Annotated in this window: 24 protein-coding genes and 1 other annotated feature; of the genes, 4 read left to right on the top strand and 20 right to left on the bottom strand. The window is 39.7% G+C overall.

What is annotated here, in order from left to right:
- Nucleotides 1-52: 52 nt before the first annotated feature.
- From sufB to CUS89_RS07545, 12 genes are all read right to left on the bottom strand, one after another.
- The gene (gene sufB / locus CUS89_RS07490; RefSeq protein ID WP_071866913.1) at nucleotides 53-1,444 is read right to left on the bottom strand and encodes a Fe-S cluster assembly protein SufB; all 1,392 of its coding nucleotides are present in this window, start codon (nucleotides 1,442-1,444) and stop codon (nucleotides 53-55) included.
- Between the two features lie 4 nt (nucleotides 1,445-1,448).
- A complete protein-coding gene (gene sufU / locus CUS89_RS07495; RefSeq protein WP_104871656.1) occupies nucleotides 1,449-1,919 on the bottom strand; it encodes a Fe-S cluster assembly sulfur transfer protein SufU in 471 nt (156 codons plus the stop codon).
- A complete protein-coding gene (locus CUS89_RS07500; RefSeq protein WP_104871657.1) occupies nucleotides 1,906-3,141 on the bottom strand; it encodes a cysteine desulfurase in 1,236 nt (411 codons plus the stop codon). Before CUS89_RS07500 ends, sufU begins: the two co-directional genes overlap by 14 nt.
- Nucleotides 3,138-4,427, bottom strand: coding sequence for a Fe-S cluster assembly protein SufD (gene sufD / locus CUS89_RS07505; protein WP_019724375.1), 1,290 nt, complete (start codon nucleotides 4,425-4,427; stop codon nucleotides 3,138-3,140). Before sufD ends, CUS89_RS07500 begins: the two co-directional genes overlap by 4 nt.
- Nucleotides 4,428-4,441: 14 nt before the next feature.
- Nucleotides 4,442-5,215, bottom strand: a complete 774-nt coding sequence (gene sufC, locus CUS89_RS07510) for a Fe-S cluster assembly ATPase SufC (RefSeq protein WP_019724376.1) — start codon at nucleotides 5,213-5,215, stop codon at nucleotides 4,442-4,444.
- Nucleotides 5,216-5,427: 212 nt separating this feature from the next.
- The gene (locus tag CUS89_RS07515; RefSeq protein ID WP_065097060.1) at nucleotides 5,428-6,276 is read right to left on the bottom strand and encodes a MetQ/NlpA family ABC transporter substrate-binding protein; all 849 of its coding nucleotides are present in this window, start codon (nucleotides 6,274-6,276) and stop codon (nucleotides 5,428-5,430) included.
- A gap of 23 nt (nucleotides 6,277-6,299) precedes the next feature.
- Nucleotides 6,300-6,986 (bottom strand): methionine ABC transporter permease, encoded by a 687-nt coding sequence (locus tag CUS89_RS07520; protein WP_104871658.1) that lies wholly within the window; start codon nucleotides 6,984-6,986, stop codon nucleotides 6,300-6,302.
- Nucleotides 6,979-8,013, bottom strand: a complete 1,035-nt coding sequence (locus CUS89_RS07525; protein ID WP_019723782.1) for a methionine ABC transporter ATP-binding protein — start codon at nucleotides 8,011-8,013, stop codon at nucleotides 6,979-6,981. The genes CUS89_RS07520 and CUS89_RS07525 overlap by 8 nt, the downstream gene beginning before the upstream one ends.
- 67 nt (nucleotides 8,014-8,080) lie before the next feature.
- Nucleotides 8,081-8,330: a binding site (T-box leader), on the bottom strand.
- Nucleotides 8,331-8,397: 67 nt separating this feature from the next.
- Entirely contained in the window at nucleotides 8,398-8,736 is a 339-nt protein-coding gene (locus CUS89_RS07530) for a glycine cleavage system protein H (protein WP_010734632.1), read from the bottom strand.
- Between the two features lies 1 nt (nucleotide 8,737).
- Nucleotides 8,738-9,094, bottom strand: coding sequence for an arsenate reductase family protein (locus CUS89_RS07535; RefSeq protein WP_010734631.1), 357 nt, complete (start codon nucleotides 9,092-9,094; stop codon nucleotides 8,738-8,740).
- A gap of 6 nt (nucleotides 9,095-9,100) precedes the next feature.
- A complete protein-coding gene (locus CUS89_RS07540; protein ID WP_010734630.1) occupies nucleotides 9,101-10,288 on the bottom strand; it encodes an FtsW/RodA/SpoVE family cell cycle protein in 1,188 nt (395 codons plus the stop codon).
- A 187-nt stretch (nucleotides 10,289-10,475) separates the two neighbouring features.
- Nucleotides 10,476-11,297 (bottom strand): LysR family transcriptional regulator, encoded by an 822-nt coding sequence (locus CUS89_RS07545; RefSeq protein WP_019723783.1) that lies wholly within the window; start codon nucleotides 11,295-11,297, stop codon nucleotides 10,476-10,478.
- 289 nt (nucleotides 11,298-11,586) lie between these two features.
- Between CUS89_RS07545 and CUS89_RS07555 the strand changes: the two genes are divergently transcribed.
- Together CUS89_RS07555 and CUS89_RS07560 are read left to right on the top strand one after the other, a co-directional pair.
- Entirely contained in the window at nucleotides 11,587-12,555 is a 969-nt protein-coding gene (locus CUS89_RS07555; RefSeq protein WP_104871659.1) for a TDT family transporter, read from the top strand.
- A gap of 122 nt (nucleotides 12,556-12,677) precedes the next feature.
- Entirely contained in the window at nucleotides 12,678-13,721 is a 1,044-nt protein-coding gene (locus CUS89_RS07560; protein ID WP_104871660.1) for a YeiH family protein, read from the top strand.
- 86 nt (nucleotides 13,722-13,807) lie between these two features.
- Here the strand turns inward: CUS89_RS07560 and CUS89_RS07565 are convergent, their stop codons facing one another.
- Nucleotides 13,808-14,272: a methylated-DNA--[protein]-cysteine S-methyltransferase gene (locus CUS89_RS07565; protein WP_104871661.1), complete on the bottom strand. Its 465-nt coding sequence runs from the start codon at nucleotides 14,270-14,272 to the stop codon at nucleotides 13,808-13,810.
- Nucleotides 14,273-14,477: 205 nt separating this feature from the next.
- On the opposite strand from CUS89_RS07565, the gene CUS89_RS07570 reads away from it, so the two are divergent.
- Complete coding sequence (locus CUS89_RS07570) at nucleotides 14,478-15,431, top strand: glycosyltransferase family 2 protein (protein ID WP_029594155.1); 954 nt, start codon at nucleotides 14,478-14,480, stop codon at nucleotides 15,429-15,431.
- A gap of 923 nt (nucleotides 15,432-16,354) precedes the next feature.
- Here the strand turns inward: CUS89_RS07570 and CUS89_RS07580 are convergent.
- The 7 genes from CUS89_RS07580 to CUS89_RS07610 form a co-directional block, all read right to left on the bottom strand.
- Nucleotides 16,355-16,897 carry a hypothetical protein gene (locus tag CUS89_RS07580; protein ID WP_104871662.1) on the bottom strand — a complete coding sequence of 181 codons (543 nt, stop codon included), beginning with the start codon at nucleotides 16,895-16,897 and terminating at the stop codon, nucleotides 16,355-16,357.
- Nucleotides 16,898-17,021: 124 nt separating this feature from the next.
- On the bottom strand, nucleotides 17,022-18,017 hold the full coding sequence (locus tag CUS89_RS07585) for a hypothetical protein (RefSeq protein ID WP_104871663.1): 996 nt from the start codon (nucleotides 18,015-18,017) through the stop codon (nucleotides 17,022-17,024).
- A gap of 669 nt (nucleotides 18,018-18,686) precedes the next feature.
- On the bottom strand, nucleotides 18,687-20,087 hold the full coding sequence (locus CUS89_RS07590) for a glycoside hydrolase family 43 protein (RefSeq protein ID WP_104871664.1): 1,401 nt from the start codon (nucleotides 20,085-20,087) through the stop codon (nucleotides 18,687-18,689).
- Between the two features lie 30 nt (nucleotides 20,088-20,117).
- Nucleotides 20,118-21,911 carry a glycoside hydrolase family 2 protein gene (locus tag CUS89_RS07595; protein ID WP_104871665.1) on the bottom strand — a complete coding sequence of 598 codons (1,794 nt, stop codon included), beginning with the start codon at nucleotides 21,909-21,911 and terminating at the stop codon, nucleotides 20,118-20,120.
- A 20-nt stretch (nucleotides 21,912-21,931) separates the two neighbouring features.
- Nucleotides 21,932-22,765, bottom strand: a complete 834-nt coding sequence (locus CUS89_RS07600; RefSeq protein ID WP_104871666.1) for a carbohydrate ABC transporter permease — start codon at nucleotides 22,763-22,765, stop codon at nucleotides 21,932-21,934.
- 11 nt (nucleotides 22,766-22,776) lie between these two features.
- Nucleotides 22,777-23,652 carry a carbohydrate ABC transporter permease gene (locus tag CUS89_RS07605; protein WP_104871667.1) on the bottom strand — a complete coding sequence of 292 codons (876 nt, stop codon included), beginning with the start codon at nucleotides 23,650-23,652 and terminating at the stop codon, nucleotides 22,777-22,779.
- A gap of 158 nt (nucleotides 23,653-23,810) precedes the next feature.
- Nucleotides 23,811-25,052: an ABC transporter substrate-binding protein gene (locus CUS89_RS07610; protein ID WP_104871668.1), complete on the bottom strand. Its 1,242-nt coding sequence runs from the start codon at nucleotides 25,050-25,052 to the stop codon at nucleotides 23,811-23,813.
- Nucleotides 25,053-25,297: 245 nt separating this feature from the next.
- Here CUS89_RS07610 and CUS89_RS07615 point away from each other — a divergent pair, with 245 nt between their 5' ends.
- Entirely contained in the window at nucleotides 25,298-26,206 is a 909-nt protein-coding gene (locus CUS89_RS07615; protein WP_010734611.1) for an ArsR/SmtB family transcription factor, read from the top strand.
- Nucleotides 26,207-26,622 lie beyond the last annotated feature (416 nt).

The following is a 26,622-nucleotide window of genomic DNA, read 5'->3' on the forward strand; positions in this document are numbered from 1 at the left end:
AAATGTCAATCACCTATCCCATGAAAAGCTTTAAATCATTGGTAATTTAACCTTAACCAACGCTGCCTTCCATCTCATAACTAATCAACCGGTTCAACTCTACCGCATATTCCATCGGTAGTTCTTTGGTGAATGGTTCGACGAAGCCCATGACGATCATTTCTGTGGCTTCGGATTCGGTCAAGCCGCGGCTCATGAGGTAGTAGAGTTGTTCTTCTGAGATTTTGGAGACTTTTGCTTCGTGTTCCAACGAGACTTGGCTGTTGTGGATCTCGTTGAATGGGATGGTATCAGATTTGGACCATTCGTCCATGATGATGGTATCGCATTCGATGTGAGAGATCGAGCCGGCACTGTCTTTTCCAAAGGTGACTTGGCCTCGGTAGTTTACTTCGCCGCCGTCTTTTGAAATTGATTTTGAGACGATCGAGCTTGAAGTGTTTGGTGCATTGTGGATCATTTTTGCGCCTGTGTCTTGGATTTGGTTGGCTCCGGCAAATGCAATGGATAGCATGGTGCCTCGTGCGCCTCGTCCGTCTAAGTAGACACTTGGGTATTTCATGGTTGTTTTGGCTCCTAAGTTGCCGTCGATCCATTCAACGGTTGCGCCTTCGTAGGCTTTTGCTCGTTTGGTTACAAGGTTATAGACGTTGTCGGACCAGTTTTGGATCGTTGTATAGCGGCAGTAGCCGTCTTTGCGGGTAAAGATTTCCACGATTGCTGCGTGTAGGCTGTTGGTTGAATAGGTTGGTGCAGTACAGCCTTCGACATAGTGGATGCTTGCGCCTTCGTCCACGATGATCAACGTACGTTCGAATTGGCCGGTGTTTTCGGCATTGATTCGGAAGTAGGTTTGTAATGGGACATCGACTTTGACGCCTTTTGGTACATAGATAAATGTACCCCCAGACCAAACGGCTGAGTTTAGTGCGGCTAGTTTGTTATCTGTTGGTGGCACGAGTTTTGAAAAGTATTCTTTGAATAGTTCAGGATACTCTTTCAATGCAGAATCTGTGTCGGTAAAGACGATGCCGAGTTTTTCGAATTCATCTTTCATATTGTGGTATACGACTTCTGATTCATATTGGGCAGAAGCGCCGGCTAAATAAGCACGTTCGGCTTCTGGAATACCGATTCGTTCAAAGGTTTCTTTGATTTTTTCTGGTACGTCATCCCAATCGCGAGCAGGTCGGTCACTTGGTTTTTGGTAGTATTTGATGGCATTGAAATCAATGTCAGATAAGTCAGGTCCCCAGTCTTGCATGGGCATTTTGTTGAATGCTTCCAGGGATTTCAAACGGAACTCCAACATCCATTCTGGTTCTTCTTTGATTCGTGACATTTCCCGAACGACTTCTTCGGTCAAGCCTTCTCCTGTACTAAAAACGGGTTCCACGTCGTCGTGGAAGCCAAATTTATATTCTTCTAATTCTGGTACGCCCATTTGCTCACTCCTTTTCCTTGTGCTCATGATGGACGGTTGCAGTACCGTCTTCTTCCATTGCCTTGCCTAGTGCTTTCCAGGCTAGTGTTGCGCATTTGATGCGCGCGGGGAATTTTGCGACACCACTTAACATGGCAGCGTCCCCTAGTGGTTCAAGATCTGCGACTTCTTTTCCTTGGACCAGTAGTAAAAAGTCGTCCGTCAATTGCTCTGCTTCTGCAATTGTTTTGCCGATGACAGCATCGGTCATCATTGAGGCACTGGCTGTACTGATAGAGCAACCACTGCCGTCAAAGGCGATATTATTGATTTTGCCGTCTCTGATCTCGACTTGTAATTCAATGACATCCCCACAGGTGGGGTTGTTCATTTCAATCTTATTCGTTGATTCCGTCAACGTGCCACGATGATGTGGATGTGATGAGTGGTCCAAGATCACGTGACGGTAAAGATTGTCTAATTTAGATAGTGCCATGTTGGAAAAACTCCTTTGTTGCGAGAATTGCTTGGACGAGACGATCGGCATCTGCTTTTGTGTTATAAACGTAAAAGCTGGCACGAGCTGTCGCAGCAACCCCTAGATACTTCAATAATGGTTGGGCACAATGATGACCGGCACGAACGGCGACGCCTTCCATATCAAGGGCAGTCGCTACATCATGGGGATGTAGGTTCTCTAAGTTGAAGGAAATCACACCTGTACGTTGGGTCGGGTCTTTTGGTCCATAGATCGTCAAGCCTTCGATTGCTTGGAGTTTTGGTAAGACATAACCAACAAGTTCTTCTTCATATTGATGAATGCCTGCTAGACCAATCGATTCAAGATAATCAATGGCAGCGCCGAGTGCGATCACACCGGCAATGTTTGGTGTACCTGCTTCGAATTTCCAGGGAAGTTCTTTCCATGTGCTGTCTTGTAGGCCCACAAAGTCGATCATTTCTCCACCGAATTCAACGGGTTCCATTTGTTCCAACCATTTCCGTTTTCCATATAATACACCTGTTCCGGTCGTTGCGCACATCTTATGTCCGCTAAAGGCAAAGAAATCACAATCTAGGGATTGGACATCGATTTTGATGTGTGGGGCAGATTGTGCACCATCTACCACCAAAATACCACCTTTTTCATGAACGATCGTCGCCAATTCTTGGATCGGATTGATGACACCTAATACATTAGAGGCATGGGCGACCGACACGATCTTGGTTTTTTCTGAAATGATTGAAGTGGCATGTTCTAGATCAAGAAATCCTTCTTCGGTCAATTCGATGTATTTCAAAGTAGCGCCGGTTCGTTTTGCCAACTGTTGCCAAGGGATGATGTTCGAATGATGCTCCATATAAGAGATCACGATCTCATCACCGGCTTTGACAAAGGCGTCGCCATAGCTTTGTGCTACCCAGTTCAAACTTGTGGTCGTTCCACGTGTGAAAATAATCTCGGCAGTCTCTTGGGCATTTAAAAAACGACGAACTTTTTCTCTGGAAGCTTCGTAATCATGGGTTGCTCGTTCGGCTAACGTATGCACGCCTCGATGGACGTTGGCATTGTTTGCGGAATAATAATGCGTCATAGTCGCTAACACTTGTTTGGGTTTTTGCGTAGTCGCTGCATTGTCTAAATACACCAGGGGTTCGTCATTGACTTCCTGAAATAAGATCGGGAAATCTTGACGGATTTTTTCTGGAGAAATCATACATTTAACTTCCCTTCAATAACTGCCACTAGTTCTTTGCGCACCGCTTCTACTGGAATCGCAGTTAAGACAGACCCTAAGAAGCCACGAATGACTAAACGTTCTGCTTCTTCTTTTCGTAAACCTCGACTCATCAAATAATACATTTCTTCCGGATCGACACGTCCAACACTTGCGGCATGTCCTGCTGTAACTTCGTGTTCATCGATCAATAGGATCGGATTGGCATCGCCTCTGGCTTTATCTGAAAGCATCAAGACACGACTTTCTTGTTGGGCATCTGCACCTTTGGCTTTTTTCAAGATGTGTCCGATACCGTTGAATGTCAACGTACCACGTTCGCGGATCACGCCATGTTGCAAGATATGTCCGATCGTATGTGGAGCTTTATTTGTCACCCGGGTATCGATTCCTTGGGTTTGTTTTCCTGAACTGATTGCCACGATCTTGACTTCCGCATGTCCGCCTTCACCGACTAGATCTGAATCAAAATCAGCGACGATATTCCCGTCGTTCATCACTCCGATTGCCCAGTCCACAAAAGCATCCCGTAAGATGTGACCACGACGGTTCATGTATGCTGTGACATTTTCGCCTAATTGGTCGACTGCTGCATATTTGACTTTGGCACCGGCTTTGGCGATGACTTCAACAATGATATTCCCAGAGACTTTCTGTAATTCTTCTCCAGTTGTTTGGAATCGTTCCAAGTAAGAGAATTCACTGTGTTCATCTGCGACGATCAAGACGTGTTTAAAGAAGTGTTGCGAAAATGCTCCTTCTTGGATAAACAGGGATTCGATCGGTTCTTTGATGACCACGTTTTTTGGTACGTATAAGAACAAGCCACTATTCATGAATGCAGCATGAAGCGCAGTCAATTGGTCTTCGTCCATTTCAACAGCTTTCGTCATGTAATATTCTTGGACTAATTCAGGGTATTCTTGCATTGCAGTAAATAGATCTGTAAAGATCACTCCTTGTTCTGCAAGGTCTGCGGATAATTGCTCAAAGACAGTCAAGGTGCCTTGTTGCACGACTAATGGATTGTCTTTCATCGCATCAAATGCCGCAACATTTCCAGATTCAGGTGTCTGATCAGTCAACTCATTGATTGAAAACAATGGCCAACGGTGGAATTTCACACGTTCGATATGGGGCAATGGTAGTTCATCTGCTTTTTTCAGCGCCTCTTGACGAAGCGTCGTCATCCATTCCGGTTCACCTTTACTGAATGAAAAATCTGTAACAGCGTCAAGATGATCGAGCCATTTAATGTCTTTCATAGATGTGCTCCTCCTTACGCTTCTTCTTCTTTGTAGTCGATTCCTAATTCTTTACTGATGCCTGCATATCCTTCGGCTTCTAGGCGTTTTGCTAGATCTGCACTCCCAGTCATCACGACACGACCTTCCATCATGATGTGGACTACGTCAGGTGTGATGTAGTTCAACAAGCGTTGGTAGTGAGTGATGATCAAGGCACCAAAGTTGTCGCCGCGCATTTCGTTCACGCCTTTTGCCACGACTTTCAGTGCATCGATATCTAAACCAGAATCGATTTCATCTAAAATCGCAAAAGTTGGTTCTAACATCAAGAGTTGTAAGATCTCATTACGTTTTTTCTCTCCACCAGAAAAGCCTTCGTTCAAATAACGTTCAGCCATTTCTTCTGGCATATTCAAGAGTCCCATCTTTTCATCTAACTTTTTCAAGAATGACATGACAGAAATCTTGTCGTCTTCCGGACGTGTCGCATTGATAGCTGCACGCATAAATTCGGCATTCGTGATTCCTGGAATCTCACTTGGGTATTGCATGGCTAAAAACAGACCTAAACGCGCACGTTCATCTACTTCTAGCTCTAACACATTTTGCCCATCAAAAAGGATTTCTCCTTCAGTTACTTCGTAATTCGGATTTCCCATAATTGCAGCAGACAAGGTCGATTTACCTGTTCCGTTTGGTCCCATGATGGCATGGATTTCTCCTGTTTTCATTGTTAAATTCACGCCTTTAAGGATTTTCTTGTCCTCAATCGACACATGTAGGTTTTTTATTTCTAAGACAGACATGTAGTTCCCCTCCATATTCTGATTCGTTCTCACTCATTTTAGACTAATTGAGAATGAAGCGCAACGCCTCAACCAGTTAAAAATGTCATAATTTTGATTTATTTCAAATAAAACATCATTTTCAATTGATAATCTTTATAAACTGAATAAAATAATTTTTGTTCGTTTTTTCTCAAAAAAAGTCTGGGAACGATTCCCAGACTTTACAGATTTTATTTTGCATCCGCATCAACAGATTTCACGGAGCCTTCCCATTGTTCTTCGATCCATTGACGAACATCTTCTTGATGCAAGACTTCGATCAATTTTTTGATCTTGTCGCTGTCTTCGTCACCTTTACGTGTGGCAATGATGTTGACATATGGTGAGTTGTCTTTTTCTAATAATACCGCATCTTCTAATGGATTCAATCCAGCGCCGTAAGCAAAGTTGGCATTGATAGCCACTAGATCGCCTTCGTCATTTTGGTAAGTAGAAGCCAATAATGCTGGATCGATTGTGTGATTGAACTTCAAGTTTTTAGGATTTTCATCAATATCATCAAATGTGGCTGTTTCTAAATCCACACCGTCTTTGACTGTCACTAATCCAGCGTCTTTCAAGATCGTGATGATCCGTCCCCAGTCAGATTCTGAATTTGAAGTAATGATCGTTGCGCCATCTTCTAATTCAGAGATGTCTTTGATTTTTTGTGAATACAAGCCCATTGGTTCGATGTGGACAGCACCGGCATTGACAAAATCATAGCCTTTTTCGTCGATTTCTTTGTTCAAGTAAGGAATGTGTTGGAAATAGTTCGCATCAATGTCGCCTTCTGATAATGCTTGGTTTGGCAAGACATAATCGTCAAATTTGACGATTTCCAAATCAATGCCTTCGTCTTTCAAAAGAGGCTTCACATGTTCTAAGATTTCCGCATGTGGCGTTGGTGATGCGCCGATTTTCAAGGTTGTATCGTCTGATGCGTTTGATGAGTCACTACTACTTCCGCCGTTTCCACATGCGGCTAATCCAACTGTCAGTAAAAGCGTTGCTGCAAATCCAAAAATTTTCTTTTTCATATCCTATATCCTCCTATTTCCTACTATCTTTTATCTGTTTTCTTCGTTAAGAAATCCCCGATTCCTTGAACAATAAATACGATGACTAAAATAATCAAAGTAGCGACAAAAGTCACTGTTAAATTACCACGTTGATAGCCTTCTTGCCAAGCCAAGCCACCTAGACCGCCGGCACCGATTGCTCCTGCCATGGCAGTAAAACCGATCATCGAGATCGTTGTTACAGTCAAACCTGAGATCAAAGCTGGGACACTTTCAGGGATCAAGACTTTCCAAATGATTTCCCAATAGCTAGCGCCCATCGCATCTGCGGCTTCTAAGACCCCAGGGCTGACTTCGCGAAACGCGATTTCTACAAGTCGAGCGTAAAAAGGAGCAGCGGACAACACGAGAGCTGGAATCGCTGCTTGTGCGCCTAACATCGTTCCCACGATTGCTTTGGTAAAGGGAATGATCAAGACCATCAAGATCATGAATGGTGTCGATCGGAAAATATTACTAATGATCGAAACGATGCCGTAAATGATCCGCGCATACGGTTTGTTTTTGCGACCGATCGAGTAAAGGATCAAACCAAGGATCAAACCGATGATGGTTACTAAGACCATGGAGATCAACGTCATGTATAACGTGTCCATGATGGCTTGTTGCATCGTCTCCATGTTGATTTGGCTGAAATCAAGGTAGGTTTCTGCGAAGCTTTTATCCATGATGGATCACCTCCACTCCGACGCCTTGCTCTTTGATGAAGTTTTCTGCTTGGTCCAATTCGTTTTCCTCTCCGATCATCAAGGTAGTCAGCGAACCAAACGAGCCTTCTTTGGTTTGCTTGATTTTCCCATATACGACATTGATATCCACATTGTAACGACGAATGGCTTGAGAAATCACTGGTTCATTGGCATTCGTTTCATTGAAGGTCAATGTCACTAAGCGACCATCTGGATTTTCTTTGATCAACTCTGCCAATAATTCAGTGGATTCAGCTTCTGGTTCGATATCTTGTTGGACGAAGCGTTTCGTGACTTCTTGTTGTGGATTGCGAAAAACGGTCAACGCATCGCCTTCTTCCACGACTTGCCCACGTTCCATCACTGCCACTTTGTTACAGATTTTACGGATAACGTTCATTTCATGTGTGATTAAAACGATCGTCAAGTTCAATTTTTTGTTGATTGCCAATAATAGATCTAAGACCTCTTCCGTCGTTTGTGGGTCCAATGCACTTGTCGCTTCATCGCAAAGGAGGATTTCTGGCTCATTGGCTAACGCACGAGCAATCCCGACTCTTTGCTTTTGTCCACCAGATAATTGGGACGGATAAGCTTGTCCTCGTCCTTCCAAACCGACTAAACGGAGCAATTCTTCTGCTCTTTCTTTACGTTGTTGTTTCGGTACACCGGCTAATTCCAAAGGTAGTTGGATATTTTCTAGTACGGTACGTGACCATAATAGATTGAAATGTTGAAAAATCATGCCGATTTTTTTTCGAAAAACTCGTAATTCTTTATTTTTTAATTTAGTAATGTCTTGGTCGTTGACAATTACTTGACCATCTGTAGGTAACTCCAAGCCGTTCAACAAACGAACTAACGTACTCTTACCAGCACCGGAATAACCGACGATGCCGTAAATGTCGCCTTGTTCCACTTGTAGTGAAACGTCGTTGATAGCGTGGATCGTCCCATGTTTTCCGCCAAATGTTTTCTTGACATTCGTCAATTGGATCAATGACATATCGTTCACATCTTTCTTTACTTATTTTCTCTTAGACAACAAAAAAACTTTCGTCCTTTGCGTTTAGCAAAAGGACGAAAGTTTAGACTTCCGTGTGACCACCTTGATTCGCTGCTATTTCACAATAACAACCTCGTTCAGTACTTGACGCTAGTCGCATACTGCTGTGCTATAACGGGCACTCCCGTAGTCAGTTTGCTTGCGCTCACTCACTCTGCTCTAAGACCATCTTCCATCTCATTTCCGTTACCCTTTCACAGCAAACCGGGCTCTCTTGAAACATCTGTGACATGTACTCTTCTTATCAAAGCTTTCAATATGATTGTTTATGATTATAGCAGTTACAAGAATCAGTGTCAAACGTTTATTTGAACATGGTGTTTCTTAAAGTGCGTCGAATTCTGCAGCATCGACATCTTTAAAACTCAACAACCACGCAGTCATTTCATCTTCATCGTTCAAAACAGCGATATTCTCACTGATTTTTTCATTCACAGATGAGACTGTTCCAGATAATGGGCTTGCAAATTCAGTGACTGCTTTTTCTGCTTCTACTTCAACTAGTGCATCGCCTGCTTGATACGCTTTACCGATTTTTGGTAAGTTGGCAAACGTGATCTCACCTAGATCTTCTTGCGCTTCTTTTGTCAAACCTACACAGTATTCTTTTCCATTAAATAAAATCCAAAGGTTATCTTTCTTCTTTAAGTGTTTCCCAGCCATTTTAATTGAATGCTCCTTCGTATATTTTTTCATTAAAACCGATTGTGACCAGTTGATTGTCTTTGACGATCAATGGTCGTTTGATCAACATGCCGTCCGTAGATAACAGCTGACTTGCTTCTGTGAGGGATAATTCATCGATTTGATCTTTTAGACCAAGTTCACGATATTTCATCCCGCTTGTATTAAAGACACGGCGAAGCGGCACATCGGAATGCTTCAACCATGATTCGATCGTTTCTGCCGTAGGCGTATCTTTGACCATATCGACCGCTTGATACGTTACTTGATGATTGTCGAGCCAAGCCTTGGCTTTTCGACAAGTAGAACACTTTGGGTACTCATAAAAAGTAAACAACTTGCGTTACCTCCTAGAATTTTTTACCGGTGCTTCATTTTGATAACGCATAGATAAGATCAATCCGATCCCAATCATATTCCCTAAGATCGATGAACCCCCTTGACTGATAAACGGCAATGGAATCCCAGTTAATGGAAGTAAGCCGATATTTGCGCCAATGTTTTCAAAGACATGGAATAAGAGCATCATGATCAACCCACTTGCGATATAGGCATAAAACTCATTGTTCGTATCGAAGCAGACACGTATCATACGATAAATCAATACAAAATACAAGAAAATGACAAATGCGCCACCAATAAAGCCAAAATTCTCTCCGATGACAGTGAATATCATATCTGATTCTCGGACTGGCACGTAAATGTTGCTGACGTTAAAGCCTTTTCCGAACATCCCACCTGTTCCGATTGCTAAAATCCCTTGGGCGGGTTGGAAACTAAAGCCCGACGTATCATGAAATGGATCGAGCCAAGAATCGATTCGGGCAAATTGGTAAGATTTGAAACCAACAGTATACAGGAATTCTCTTCCTGATTCTGTGGTCACAAGGAAAATCGTTCCTGCACCCACAATAAATGCTAAAGCAAAGATCGGGCCAATGATTTTCCAAGAAATCCCTGACATCAAAAAGACGCCACCAAAGATCGCCAGAAAGACGAGCATCGTCCCAAAGTCTTTTTGCGCCATGACTAACGCAATCACAGGAATCGAAATGATCAACATCTTTGCAATCAGCCAAAAATCAGATTTGATTGTTCGAACTTTGACTTGCGTATTGTGCTTCGTTACGATCAACGCCAGCATCAAAATATAAGCGATCTTCATCAGCTCGGCTGGTTGGAACGTGACACTTCCAAAGCGGAACCAGTTTTTTGAACCGGTACTTGCCGCCAGATTCTGGTCGTAAAATCGTAAGAGCAACCCCATGACAAGTAATCCTAGTCCATAGAGATAAGGCGTCAATTTCCAGATCCATTTCGAATTGATCCGCATGACGATTGCAATCGCTACTGCTCCCACAAGGTACCAAATGATCTGCATCCCGACACCTCTTGTCACAGAAGGACCGTTTGGATCATGTGTCAATGCAACATATAAGGATAAAATCCCAATCAAACATAATAAAAATACTGGTAGAATGACTCCGTAATCGATGCGGTTATCATTCGAAGTTTTTATTTTTTTTTCCATTTTTCATCCCTTTTCCTAAAAACCATACTGCCCTATATTATAGCTGTCTCCTTCTATAAATGAAAGCCAAAGCAAATGAGATTTGAGAAAAATTAATCTTATTCATTTCTCTTTATCCTTTCTTAAGATAAAAACGAAAAAAACGCTTATTCAAGGGAGAAGTTCTATTGATTCTGTCTGATATTTTTTAATTTCTCTTTTCCTTTTTATAGAAATCCAAGATCTCATTTCCTACTTCTAATAACCGTTCAGAGGTCAAATGGGTCCGTTGGATCAAATAGAACTGACGAGATTCAGCTAAAGGTTCAACGTGTATCCCTTTTGGTACTGCACGTTTGGATAATATGGATCGGCCGATTCCTTCTTTCAACATCGCCACAATGACCTCATTACTTTTTACAAGCATTTTCTTCCCTTGGATATTCTTTTCTTCAAAATAACGTTGCGTGTAATGGAACACGCCTGAAGAAGATTCCCTGACTAGCCATAGCTCACTCTTAGGATCACCTGCAACGACCAACGCATCTTCAAGTAAAGAAAAGCGTTGTACGCCGGTTGTTTCTAAAGGTTTTTCGATAAAACCAAAATCAGCTTCATGTTTTGCCACTTGCTCCAAACTTTCATGAGAATTCGCAAAAGCAATCGAAAACTTGATTTTTGGAAAACGCACGATCAACTCTTTCATCAATTGAGGCAATAAATACACAGCAAATGTATGGGAAGCGACGATCCGGCACACTTCTTCTTCATTTTTTTCATCCGCTAATTGTTGTTGTGTTGTTTCCCATTCTTCTAATAAAACCAATGTTCGTTCATAAAGTAAATCCGCTTGTTTTGTCGGCTTCATCTCTTGTCGTCCATTGCGTTGGAAAAGTTCCACCCCAAGATCCCGCTCCAATTGTTTGATTTGATTGGACACCGCAGGTTGAGACAAATAGAGTAATTCAGCGGTTCGCGAAAAATTTCTTGTTTCATAAACGACACGAAAGGTTGTTAATAACTTAAACATCTAACCACTTCCATTATCTTTTTTTATAGTAACTATAATAACTATTTGATTTAAATATATCAAAAAGACTTTATAATGAAAAGTGTAAGGAACAGGTTGTGGACCTTCAGTTACACACACCTCACAACCTTCCAGACAGCTTACTGCAACGATAAGGAGAAGCATCCATGCGATTTGTTTTTTCCCATTGAAAAACTTTACTATTCTTCGTAACAAGCAGTTTTCATCGTTGGCTACTTATCGTTGCAACGAGCCTGTCCTTCATTATCAATAAAAAGGAGAGTAATGTATGAAGCATTTCTTGAAGATTGTTCCGATCCCGATTTGTGGGTTGATCCTTGGATTGACTTCTTTAGGGAATCTTTTAAAAGACTATCATTTGACGCATTTAGGGAATTTTGTAGGCGCGATCGGTATGCTTTTGATGCTGTTGATCATCGGCAAACTGATCCTTTTATTTGAACACACGAAGCAACATCTATATGACCCAATCGTCGCTTCCGTCTCGCCGACCTTTACGATGTCTTTGATGGTCATCTGTACGTATTTTGTTTCTTTCAAATCAATTGCGCCAATCGTCAAATTGATCTGGTTAGCCGCAGTGATTTTCCAAATCATCTTGGTTCTGTACTTTAATTACCATCATGTAGTTAAAGCAGACTTGTCAATAGAAGCAATTTTTCCAAGCTGGTTTATCGTGTATGTTGGTTTTGGTGTCATCACAGTAACTGCCGGAAACTTTTCTCCGATCCTTGGAAAGATCTTCTTCTGGCTTTCGTTAGCTTGTTATGTAGTATTACTGCCAATCATCATCCATCGAATTTTCTTTGTCAAAAATATGGCACAGCCAACCTTACCATTGATTGCGATTCTTGCAGCACCTGGTTCTTTGTGCCTAACAGGGTACTTAAAAAACTTTGAAGACCCAAATTTGGCCTTAGTCATGACGTTGTTCCTTGTTTCGCAAGTACTTTACTTTATCGTTTTAGCCATGTTACCACGTCTGTTATTGCTTGATTTTTATCCAAGCTTTGCAGCCTTTACTTTCCCATTGGTGATCTCTGCTACAGCAATCTCTACTGTCACTGCTTATTTCCATCAATTAGGTTTTGCTACAGGGATCTTAGATGGATTGAAAGTCATCGAGTGTTTGATTGCCTGTGGCATGATCGCTTACGTCTTAGGACACTATGCCATCTACTTGATCAAAGAACATAGTCAACATAAACATCACCTTTCAAAGGGATTGATAGAATAGACTCCACCTTCTGTCTTTTTCACTTAGTAAAAAGGCAGAAGGTTTTTTTGTATTCACGAGGAAACAATTAAATGATACTATATTTTAGATAAACTTTTTCTTACACGAAAGGAAAGAATCAAATGAATGCTTTATTCACTTATATAAAAACGTTGAAAAAATTTGGTGGCCGAAAAATCTTACCCGGACTACTACTCGCCTTTTTCGTCGCAGTCATTAGTCGGCTACTAGCACCCTTCGTCCCACAACTCGGTGCAGGAACCATTGCGATTTTACTTGGCATCGTTTTAGGAAACACATTGTTTAAACAACCTGAACTTGCGGTGGGCACCAAATTTGCCGAAAGTAAACTATTAGAATGTTCCGTTTTCTTGCTTGGTGCAACTGTGACGATCCAAACGATTGCACAGATTGGTATCAAAGGTGTAACTTTCGTGTTACTCCAAATGACTGTCACGATTCTTGGTGCCTATTTCATCGGAAAAAAACTATTGTTCAGCGATACATTTTCCTTGATGATGGCAGGCGGGAACGCTATTTGCGGTTCTTCAGCCATTGCTTCGATTGCTCCAGTGATCCATGCAGATGAAGAAGAAAAGGGCCAAGTCATTACCTTGGTCAATCTTTTAGGAACAGTGATGATGTTGACACTTCCCTTTTTAGGTCTCCAACTATTTGGTGATCAACTGATCGAAAAAAGTGCGCTTATAGGTGGTACTTTACAATCCGTTGGACAAGTTGTTGCTGGAGCAAGTCTATTAGATGCTTCAGTCGTGCAATTTGCAATGCTGTTTAAAATCATGCGGATCATGATGCTTGTGGTCGTGGTATTCCTCTTTGAAAAATTTATGACAAAAAAACAGCCGGCCGTCTCGTCTACGTATACGCCAAAAAACCACAAACGAAAAATGCCACTTCCTTGGTACGTTTTAGGCTTCTTGATCGTGTGTTTAATCAACAGCTTCTTCACCATTCCCCATGTGATCGATCAAAGCGCAAGTTTTATTAGTGGTTGGTTTGAGGTCACTGCATTAGCCGCGATTGGCTTACGTTTGGATTTTGCAAAGTTCATGAAAGAAGGAAAGCGATTCTTGACGTATGGATTGACTGTGGGACTTCTACAAACGATCATGGCTTTATTCTTTATTTGGTTGATCAAACTATAAGTAAAATAAGCACCAACATCTCGGAAAGATCTTCTATTTCGAGGTGTTGGTGCTTATTTATCTGTACTGTCAGCTAGTAGTACAGCCTAATGAGCTAAAATATTTTCAAGCACTAATAGTTGCCGTTTGATCACTAACCCATTTTCAGCTTTCCCCATATACCCAGTCAATTGTCCATTTTGCCCAATCACTCGGTGACAAGGAATAACGATTGGCAGAGGATTCAAACGATTGGCTTGACCAATCGCACGAGCTGCCTTTGGTTGTCCGATTGCCTGTGCCACTTGTTTATATGTGCGACTTTGTCCATAAGGGATTCTTGTGAGCACTCGCCAAACCTTTTGTTGAAAGGCTGTTCCTCTTTGGAAAGATAAAGGTACATCGAAAACGTGTCTTTCACCTGAAAAATATTCTTCCAGCTGTTGTTTTGCCAAGGATAAAATCTCAGCATTTGCTTCTTCATTTTCAGAAATTCGTTCAAAAGAGACAGCTGTTAATCCTTTTTGATCGGCATCAAGCCATAAAGGACCGATCGGTGTTTCAATTTTCATTTTTGTCCGCCTTCCTCATCACTTATTTTATTTATCATCTATGATTCTTCGAAAAAAATCAACCTAAAAGTTTATTTAATGACATAGAGATGGTACACTGTATACGGCACTTATAATAAAGATAATTATCTTATATCGTTGTTATTTAAACATACTTTTATTTATACTAGTTATAGGAGAAAACATGCTTGAAAGGAACGAAAACATGAAAATATCAATTGTTATCCCTTGTTTTAATGAAGAAAAAACTGTCCCACTTTTTTTTGATGAAGTCGAAAAATTTCGTGGCGATTACGAGTTCGAGTATCTTTTTATCGATGATGGGTCAAGTGATGGTACATTGGCTGCCATCAAAAAATTAGCGAATGTACATGAATCCGTTCGTTTTGTCGCTTTTTCACGAAATTTCGGTAAAGAAGCCGCACTATATGCCGGTCTGCAAGCTTCTACAGGAGACTTAGTCACTGTCATGGACGTCGATTTACAAGATCCACCTGAATTATTACCAGTGATGATCGATAAAGTCATCAACTCCGATATTGATTGTATCGGTACACGCCGTTCTACTCGTGAAGGTGAACCAGCTATCCGTAGTTTCTTTGCGAAGAAATTTTACCAATTGATCAATAAAATCAGTGATACTGAAATGGTTGACGGTGCAAGAGATTATCGCATGATGACTCGCCAAATGGTGGATGCGGTCTTAGAATTAGCGGAATACAATCGCTTTTCAAAAGGACTATTCAGTTGGGTAGGGTTCAAAACAGAGTATCTCTCATTTGAAAATCGCGAACGCGTTGCCGGTGAGACGTCTTGGTCATTTTGGAAATTATTCAACTATTCAATCGATGGGATCGTCAATTTTTCTGACACGCCATTGAACATCGCCTCATTTGTTGGCGCATTATCATGTATCGGTTCAGGAATCGCCATCTTATTTATTATTTTACGTGCGTTATTATTTGGTGATCCAACATCCGGCTGGCCTTCACTCGTCTCAATCGTCCTATTCATCGGCGGAATCCAACTTCTTTCTCTTGGTATCATTGGGAAATATATTGGGAAAATCTTCCTAGAAACGAAAAAACGCCCAGTCTATATCGTCCGGGAAACTGAAAAACTAAAAGCCCACCAAATTGGTGAGCAAACAGACAAATAATCAATGAATAAAGCTATCCTTTAAAATTAGAGGGTAGCTTTTTCTTTTATGATAGCCAGTTAAAATAACTCTCATTATAAAAAATTATTTTAACTGATTGCGTTTTATCTATCCATTAATTGCGTATACTTATAGATGATAATGTTTCTATCTGTTAATTATATCTGATAGCATTTTTAAACTACATAAATACTAAAGGGGGCAATACCATGTATCATTACTTAGACATACTTAACTTCGGTATTCTAGGTCTTATGTTAATCTCACTTGTATCTTTGATATTAATCAGTAATCGAATAGAATTATTTAAACAATACATATATTCAAAAAAAATTTTCTCTGCAGCTTCTGATGAAACAGAAATATATATTCGTATGTTAAAAAAAAGTAATCAATACATTTTTTTGACTTCAATTTCATTTATCCTTTCAAATGTGCTAGTTTCAAAGAACATCTTGAATCTTTCTTACTTTTTTTTAATTTCAGGAATCTTCTTCTTGTTGTTGAGTTTAACTACATGTTTCTACTCTAAAGAGAGCATTAGCCAAGGATATCTGGTTATAGCTAAAAATAAATCATATTTGATATACTACTTTAAGAATCAAAAACAGCAAAACCTCATTTTATCTTGGCAAAATAAAATGATTTCTTCACTTTATCTCACTTTATTCTTTTATATGTTACTCTTGATTTCAACTTTACTGATGAAAACAATCTAGTTATATTTCTTTTATTGATGGTTCTAGCGTTTTTTTACGATAGATATCATTTTTTATAGCATATCAAACGTAAACTTAGAATAAAAATTATATTTGGTCCTTATACCATTTTTTACTTATAGTTCCTTTGTATTTTGACCCTAACCAATAAGTATAAGCGATTGAGGTTTATATCCATAAAAAACAGAGATAAAAAACAGTTATTTATGGGATTATTTTTTTCATAGGATACATAATAACTTGATGTTCTTTCACTTCCTCACTGAATAAAAACAATTTATCTGCTTCGATTCTGTACTTATGATCTTTGATCACATTCGCATAGTTCACACTTGCTGGATCTGGTTCTAAATAGAAGTTATCTTGATTAACTGAATATATTCCAGCATACTCTATCTGCCCAGACAGATTGATTCGCTGTACTTCACCTGATTCATTAAAGATCAAGATACCTCCACCCTCCAGTTTCCAGGAGTACATAATCAAGAGATCATGTAACTGGTCGTGGGAGATATCGCTTTTTATTTTTAATTTCTGATAGGCTTCATCGAGTTTTCCCGGACCAGGAAAGGCTTTTTTATATTCCTCGAATGTTAAATCGTCTGAATCAGTTATTTCCTGTAAAGAAGTACTTTCTATTGTTTCCTCCATGCTGTCTCTTGTTTGCGATTGTCCTGTACTTGATTCGTTACTACAACCAGTAATTAGTAATACAAACAACAAGATAGATACTATCCGTTTCTTCATTCTAGTTTATTCACTCTCCTATCTTTTCAAAAAATAAAAAGGACTACCACATGATTTGTTGAACATGCGCGAATAATTTGTATGGTCACCATTTCATAAAAGTACCAAGCTTGACTATCGCTACTCACATATCTTTCTTCCCGTAAAATATAGATGCATTTGAAATCCAATTGAAGCCTTCATTAGTGACTGTTCCTTGACCGGTTAAGTGGTCATTATCAAGAACAAATAAATCAATCAGTGGTTGCTCCGCTAAATTAGGTTTTTTTACACTAATTAAAGTTCCATCTCCGGAATACTGTTTTTCTATTGGAAATTTATATTCATCTAAATTATCTTTTTTTATTTCCTCTATGTTTCTGATTGTTACTTCTGAATCAAAGTCGATCGTATCCACGATCAAATAATTGGTCATGATGGAATCAGCGAAACCTTCAAACTTAAGAATAATTCCTGTTGCTTCATCGATCCATGCTTTAAAAGTTTGAGCGTTTACTTTTGTCCCAAATTCCTCTGGATACTCTCCTTCAAGCAAAACAACGTCCCTTCCCAGTAGCTTTTCTGTCCGAATGATTTCCCAATGATTATAGAGAGAAAAAAGTTGGGCACCATAAAGTTGTGAAAAGACAGCATCTGCTGACATAGATAGCGGTAAAACAGAATCTCGTTGATTCAAAACCGTTTCTCCTAAACCATTTTTTGTTAATCGGCTTTCAATTGATTTACCCTTATTGGCTCGATCAATATCAACATTATATTGACTTACAAAGTAATCGTTTTCTTTAAAATTCACATCAACTAAATTTCTATTCTTAGACTTATCATAGATGATTGCTTTTTGCTCACCCGTTGTTTCATTTTCAAATACCTCAACAAATTCTTCATCCAGAATTCCTTTAGAAAAGTCTAGTTTTGCTTGTACTTGATACTCCCTGTCAGATAAATTCCCATGTTTTTCTCGAAAGGATATACTTACCTTATCGTAAAAATCGACTGAATTAACTACCTTATTAGCAATTTCCCTTTCTCGCTCGCTCAATGGATTGATTTCTTGCGCAGAAACGGCATCACCTAATGTTACTATTCCAAACACCCCAACGAATAATAGAATTTTTTTCATTTTGATTTTCTCCTTAATCTAGACTTATGATGCATTGCCTAGCATGTTTATATTTTTTATTTCAAATGATAGCTTCATCAATAGAATAGAGTATCCAAATGTAATCTAACTTGTTATTGGGCATATTTATATAAATATAAATATGTGATGTTAGTTATTTAAAATTTATCTGTTTTCCGTTCATTTTTGCTCATTTATTTTACTTTTATGTAAACACACTGCCTAGTATCAGTATAAAAAATAATGGCTTTTGATACTGATATAGAAATTTCTTCGCTCATATTTCCTAAATCAAAAAAATGCCAATGGTTTTCGAAGTTTTTATCACTTTAACTTGCGAATCATGATACGGCACAGGAAAGGATTTTTAATGAAATGAAAAAGAGCTCACTTCTGTTTCTATCATTTATTCGGTTTTAAGGTGAAAGACAAAAGTTAATTTTTGCTTTTGTTTCAGATCAACCAATCATTCTAAGATTTCTCTTTACATCGTTTGACAAAGAACCCAACTTATTTATACAACTAACGTAAAAAAGACTATAAACAAAACTCTAGCTTTAAGAGTTTGTCTACAGTCTAAGACTCATGCTAGATCATATAAAGACAAATTAGTATGAACCAAATGAGTGTCACCAATCGTTGTTAGTTGGAAGAATTCCTCAATATTCTTTATTTTACGATTTCTAAACGATCAATACTCAGGGTATCAACCCCAATTTCGGACGAAATCATGATTTCCTGCTCTCCCTTTGATAATTTCATGCGGACTTGTAGCGGTTGATAATATTCGGAAGGATACACATCCACCAACTGACTTGCTTGTTTAGTTTCGATCTTGATTCGGATCGGTTCATTCATGATAAGAGGATCGTTCGTTTTGACATAGACAATCACTAGAGATTCAGTTGCTTTCTCGATCTGCGGGGTAAAAATGATTTTGTCAGTAATTGACTCAAATCCTTGTACGACTTTCTTAGAGAGTGCCGCATCATCCTCGACAATCGCTAAATCACCTTCAAGCAACGCACGACTGGCGGTTAATCTCATCCGGTTCGGCTCAGCTTTTGGCAACGATTGAACGCGCCATTCATCCAAGGGAGGTTCCAGCAGGATCTTATCTTCTTGATCCCAACCAAACTTTTGCAAGCGGATCGAACGTTTCCAACCGGAATGATCCCATCGAGCAGCGTGATAAATCAACCAGTCTTCAGAGCCATCTTTTGATTTAGCAAATCCATTATGCCCGGGTCCATAGACAGTGTTTGTCTGTTGGAAAATTGACTCTGGTTTCTTTTGCCAATTGGCTTTTTCTAGCGGATCATCAGCTACATCTAGGGTCATAAGACCTAGCGCGTAATCGTTGTCCCAGCTCCCACTCGCAGAGTATACCAAATTGACTGTTTTATCTTTGATGATTACTTGAGGAGCTTCATTGATCAATGGTGTTTGACGCATTTCCCATTCATATTCTGGTTTTGAGATAAGCCGTTTTTCACCAACTACTTCCGTAGGAGAAACCATCTCCGCTAAATAAAGATTTTGAGCAATATTTTCATATCCTTCCCAACCAGACCAAAGAAAATAGCGTTTATCACTTATCTCTAAGACGGTGCCATCAATCGCAAATTTATCATCCATCCCTTTGATCTCTTCCAGTTGCCACTCCCCCATGTATGGGTCTGTTTGATGATTAACTAACGCAAACATTCGGTGAGTTTCTGAAGGGCGATTCGCTGCAAAATACATCACCCAACGGTCATCTAAGTAATGGAACTCAGGTGCCCAGATGCTTTCAAATTCTTCTGGCATTTCCCAGATGATCTTTTTTTCACCGGTTGCCACGAGAGAGAGGTTTTCAGCACGCCATAGCGTTAAATTATTCCCAGTCGTTTTGGTATAATAAAAGTAAGACTCCGTTTGCAAGATCCAAGGATCCGCTCCATCATTATCGATAATAGAAGTAAAATCGGACACTTCTTCCCCCGTATCAGTTCCAGCTCCACAACCTGTTATCACAAACGCAGCAAACAGGACACTTACACTACTGAGCCAAGCCACTGATTTCCCCATTGGGCATCGCCCCTTTCCACAACAATCGGATTATTCCACCTGCGTTGGATGGAACTGATCATTGATTTCTTTAATAGCTGCTAAATCAACTTTCGGTTGTCGGTCATAAGTCAGTAACCCATTGATTTCTTGCTCGACATCTGTCAATTGGGTATAGCAATAACCCCAAAGCCCAACAGAATCATAAACAGCCGTCATTATCCGCTGATAATCCTTCAAGAAATCTTGTTTATTCTCCACTGAGGTATAACCCCAACCTGGTTGCCCAGAAACATCAAAGCCAATACCGCCAAACTCAGTTAATAAAATAGGCTGATCCTGATAAGAAAATCCTCCAGCGAAAATCGGCCATGGTGTTGATACTCGATTCACCAATTTTTCTCTCGTGCTGAGACTGTCTTTAAAGTACAGATATTTTTGCCGTTCGGATTCTTGGCCATGAGCATAATTATGGATCGCACAAATATCTGTCTCTGTCATCGCCCAACCATCATTTGAAATAACCAATCGTTGCTGGTCTAGTGAATGGATAAAGTGATACATTGCTTGAGAAAAATGCTGTTGTTGGCGATCAAAAGAGATTTTTGGTACGCCCCAGCTCTCGTTGATCGGTACCCAAGTGACGATCGAAGGATGGCTATAGTCACGACTAATGATTTCTGCCCACTCCTGCATCAAGCGCGTCACAGAAAGGTCGGTATAGATCGCCGGTGCTGCACACTCGCCCCAAACCAGAAATCCCAATTTATCTGCCCAGTATAAAAAGCGCGGATCTTCTGTTTTTTGGTGTTTACGACAACCGTTAAAACCCATTTCTTTTGCTAATAAGATATCTTGTTTAAATGCCTCATCCGTAGGGGCAGTCAACAAGCCATTAGGCCAATAGCCTTGATCGAGAACCAACTTCTGATAATAAGGTTTGTTATTTAAGTAGATCATGCCATTTTCTGTCTGTATTTTACGCATACCAAAATAACTTTTTAATTGATCGATCGCATTTCCTGCTTCTGTAAGAGTCAATTCCACATCGAATAATTGCGGATTTTCGGGCGTCCAAGACCAGCCCTCATGATGAAAATTGGTCCGAAAAATTTGTTGTTGAAAAATATCGACTGCAAAACTTAACTTAGAAGTCACAAACTCTGCAGCCCCACTGATGACTAAATCACCTTTAAAATAGATTTGATACTCTAACACTAATTGTGGCTTTAACTGGTTCAATTCAACATCGATCATCACGGCACCAGCATCAAAATCACTAGTAAATTTCACATGTTGCAAGTGGGTCGCAGCAACTACTTCTATCCAGACCGGCTGCCAGATTCCCGTTGAGTTTGTGTACCAGATCCCTGCTGATTCTTCTTCCCAAAATTGTTTCCCTCGTGGGATGCTTTCATCAAAATGTGGATCGAATGCTCGTACACTTAGTATCTGTTCTTCTCCCGCCACAAGAGCATCCGTAATGTCGATATCAAAAGAGGTGTGCCCTCCGCAATGATTTTTCACATGATGTCCATTGACAAATACATCTGCCTCATAGTCCACTGCACCAAAATGCAAAAGGACACGGCTTTCTTCAGGAACCTGTACATTGAAGGTCCGATAATACCAGACAATATCATGAACTTCTCGCTGATCAATGCCACTTAATGCACTTTGATAGACAAAAGGAACATTGATCTTGTAAGCATAATTTGCTTCATTTGTGTACCACTTTTCTTTCAAGCCAAGATTTTGGTCATCAAAGGCAAATTGCCATTCACCATTTAGGCTTAACCAATTCTCTCTCTCAAATTGCGGTCTCGGGTATTCTTCTCTAATCATATTTCCTCCAAAAAAACAAATTATTTTATACCGCTTTGCAACGACATCGACGCCATAAAGCTCTTTTGTGCTACCAAATACAATAAAAAGGTAGGAATCAAAGCCAAGATTGCGCCAGCAGTTCCAATTCCCGGATAGGTCATATATTGTCCTTGCAGCAATTGCAACCCTGGTGTGATCGGTAATTTATCAATATCGTTGATCACGATTGATGGCCACAAGAAGTCATTCCATGAGCCAGTAAAACTAAACAACGCAACCACAGTCAATACAGGTTTGATCAGCGGTAAAATGATATAATAAAAAATTTGAAACTCGTTTGCCCCATCGATCACAGCCGATTCATCCAATTCTTTGGGAATTCCTAAAATGAACTGTCGAACGAGGAAAATGTTATAAACACCCGCTGCTCCAGGTACGATGACTGCTAGAAATGTATTTGTCCATCCTAGAGTATCAACGATTTTGAAGTTCGGGATCAAATTGACCACCCCGGGAAACATCATGGTTCCTAACAATAAAGCAAAAATAAAATCTCTTCCCTTAAAAGTGAGTCGTGTATAGCCATAGGCCGCAAACGAGACGATCACCATCACTAATAGGGTATGTGAAGTTGAAATAATCATGGAATTCACAAACCAGCGGAACACAGGGGAAGAATCATTGCCGTGTAACAAGCTCAAAAAGTTAGCAAGCGTCCAATCTTGTGGAATCAAACTGAACCCAACCTTTTGAATCTCTGCCTCTGATTTAAATGAGGTGAAAATTGCCCATATCAAAGGAAAGATCCAAATGACGCACACGATCGCTAGCAAAATAAAGGCGATCCTTTTCCCTAGTTTGTTTTCTCGCATCCTCTTCCCTCCTATCTTTCCATTTTTTTGATGACCAGAAATTGCACAATCGAAACTGCCATGATCACAAAACCTAGTAGAATGGCCATCGCTGAAGAAACGCCCGCAACCGAGGTGCTACTACCAAAGGCATTTTCTTGGATATACATCATCAACACGCGAGTGGAATTATTGGGTCCGCCTCCCGTCAACATTAGTGGCTGACCATAGATATTAAACTGAGCGATGGTCGTCATGACCGTTGTAAAGATGAGTTGGTTGCGAATACTAGGCAAAGAAATACGGAAAAATTTAGTAACACTATTCGCACCATCTAATTCCGCTGCTTCTAACTGTTCTTTTGAGACGCCATTTAATGCAGCCACATAAATAATCAGATTCCCACCTAATGTCCACCAAATCGTCACGATCAAAATAGCGATCCAAGCCCATGGTTGATTGCCCACAAAATTGATATCGATGCCAAATACTTCTTTGATTGGTCCAAATGATTTACTCAAAAGAAATCCCCAAATGATCATGACCGCAGAGATTGCAAATAATGTGGGCAAATAAAGAATCGATTGAAAAAAACGCATCAATTTTGGTTTAGTAGACAACGCAACTGCTAACAATAAAGGGATCGCGATACATAGTGGGACTGAGATTGCCGCAAAAAACAGGGTATTTTTCATTCCATTAAAAAATTGCGTATGATATAACGAGTCTTGATCAAATAAAATCGTTTTAAAATTATCAAATCCGATAAAAATCGGCGTACTGAACAAATCCCATTCAGTAAAAGAAACATAAATCCCAATAACTGCAGGAACTAAAAAGAATAAAAGAAAAAGGAGCATATGCGGACCAATAAAAACGACTGGCCAGGCATTTAATCTTTTTTTCATCAATACACATCCTTCTCTGTATTTCTAGTCAACCCTTCAACAAGAAACGACTGTGACAGCAATTTAGCCTACCCATCAGAATTCCTAGCCCATAAAAAAACCGACTGAATTCTTTTTACGGTCATCCTTCCTTCTGCCACAGTCTCCAAGTGAGAATATTATTTCATCTTTTCTTCTACGACTTTTTGGATCTCACCAAAAGTTGTTTGGATATCTGCTTTTCCTGTGATCATATCCCATGAACGATTATCATATTCACTAAAGATATAAGACAAGCCATCAAGCGTATTGACAGAAATTGCCGCTTGTCCTTTTTCTGTTTTCAACAAGAATGATTGTGGCATCTCCACATATTCTTCATTGTCTAGCATTGCTAAGGAAGTTGGATTTGCACCTGATTTGACCCACTCTAGTTGGTTTGCTTGTAACCAAGTGAGAAAGTCGATCATACCACTTTTCTTTTCATCCGAACGTTCTTCGCTCGTTTTAAGCATCGCAAACTGATCGACGCCTGAACCTTGAACAATATGTCCAGCATCCCATTGCGGCGTAAATGTCTGACCCCAAGTGAAGTCACTTATTCCTTCCATATTGCTTAACATCCATGTTCCTTCTGGAAGAAAAATCAGCTGTTGGTTTGCAAAAAGTTTGTTTGCATCTTCGCCATCCGGGACCATATAGCCCGCATCATATAGCGTTTTAAACTCTTGGACGGCATTGTAAGAAATATCATTATCGATAGTGATGTTTCCTTGTGCATCCTGCCATTCTCCACCCATTTGCTGGTAAAGATTAGAATAATTCTGCATACCCCATGTATAGCCAAAACTATAAATACCATCTGCTTTTGCTTTTTCCCCAGCCTGTTTGATTTCTTCATATGTCACTACGCCATCATCTAATGCTTCTGGAACATATTTATCCACCAAATCTTGGTTGTAATACATCACCCACGAACCCATCGTTGCTGGAATCCCGTATTGACTATCCTCCACCACACCAGTGTCCCAAGCAGCTTCTACATAATTTCCACGTGTCAATTCAGTTCCTTCGATCATGTCATCCCAAGTCTCAAGCATCTCTTGGTTCTTATACGTGGGTAAAGCTTCCGATGCGATCAAAGCTAAATCTGGGACGCCTTTGCCAGATTTTCCAGCAGTCGTCAACTTCGAAGTAAAGGTGTCACCTTGCATACTAACTAACTTTACTTTAAAGTCTGGATTTGTTTTATTGTATTGATCAACCGTTTTTTGGATTTTTTCACCGTCCGGTCCCGTCGTCGAAGACCAAAGCAAAATTTCCGAATCATTACTTGAACTACTACTTCCACCACAAGCAGCTAACAACACAGTACATAATAAGCTTGTTCCAACTAAAACAATTAATTTTCTTACTTTCAATTTCCACACTCCTTTATTTAACTAAAAAGTAAAATGATACCTAATTATCAATAAACATAATTGTTAGACCATCGTCTATCAATGTTTACACCGTAAAGTTACTATAAAAATAAAGCGCTGTCAATATTATTTTAACAAGCTTATTACGGTAAATTCCATCATTTTACAATTTTGTAAATCCAAAAGCATGTGATATAATTAATCCATCTTTTCATTAAACTAATTAGTATAACGAGGTGATAGCTATGGAATTGGATTTAACGAAAGCATCTTTACCGATCTACGAAGCACTCGCAAATGAAACTCGCTTAGCGATTTTAAGAGAATTAGGAGATAGTAAGAAAAGCATCAGTGAAATTGGGCAAAAATTAGCGATCAGCAATGCTTTGATGACAAAGCACATCCGAAAACTTGAACAAGCACAGTTGATCAAAACAGAAAAAGGATCGGGGCAAGACTGGAAGAAAAAATACTTATCTCTAAAAACTGATTTCATCAATATCAATTTCCCGGCAAAAGTGTTTCCACAAATGAATTTAACCTCCCAATCAGTGAAAATAGGCCACTTTACCGATTTTGAAGCTAAGCCTTCCTGCGGTATGGCGACGAAAGATCGATTGATTGGCGCATTAGACGACCCTAAGTCTTTTCTTGACCAAGATCGTGTTGATGCGAGTATCATTTGGCTAAATAACGGTTTTCTAGAATACAAAATTCCAAATCCTTTGAAAACTGGTGAAAAAATCGAGTTACTGGAAATCAGCATGGAAATCGCTTCTGAGTTCCCAATTTCTAATAACTATTGGCCAAGTGATCTTTCATTTTACTTAAACAACCACTGCATTGGTAAATACACCATTCCAGGGAACTTTTCAGATGTTAGAGGTTCCTTGACTCCGAAATGGTGGATCGATGAATTTAGTCAATATGGATTACTTAAGCATTTACGCATCAATCGCTATGACACTTCCCTCGACGGAGAGAAATTAACAGATCACAACCTTAATGAAATCGACTTAGATCATAGTGACTTCTTCACCTTTAAAATCGCAGCGCCTGCTACTGCTGAAAACGCTGGTGGTTTGACTATCTTCGGCGATCGCTGGGGGAACTATCCTCAAGATTTATTGTTTAATTTTTACGTATCTGAATGACCTATTTTTTCTTTATCCAACAAAAAAAGGACTCAGCAAAGTGATCAGAACTGACCTAATAAGCCGAGATAAAATAAAAAAAACATCTACTTATTAAATGTATATTAACGATGAAACGTGTCTGGGACATTAGTCCGCTTGCACCACCTAAACCGAATAAACGGTTAATTAAAAGAATGGACTTCTTTCAGAAGAATGTAGATGATCTCTCCTAGCCAATTCTATTGCTTGAAACGACCAATGCTTGGCAAGCCCTTCATTTATGTTCTTTTAAGAATAGAAACAGGACTTCTTGTTTGGGTTCAAGAAGTCCTGAATTTTTTATAAATCTAGTTCCTCTGTTAAGCAACGACTTCCTTGTTCTAGTTTCTTTATTTCATCATGGATGCCAAAAAGTGCGCTCCTTTTTTTAGGAA

The organism is Enterococcus mundtii, assembly GCF_002947535.1.
In the GTDB taxonomy this organism is placed as follows: domain Bacteria; phylum Bacillota; class Bacilli; order Lactobacillales; family Enterococcaceae; genus Enterococcus_B; species Enterococcus_B mundtii_B.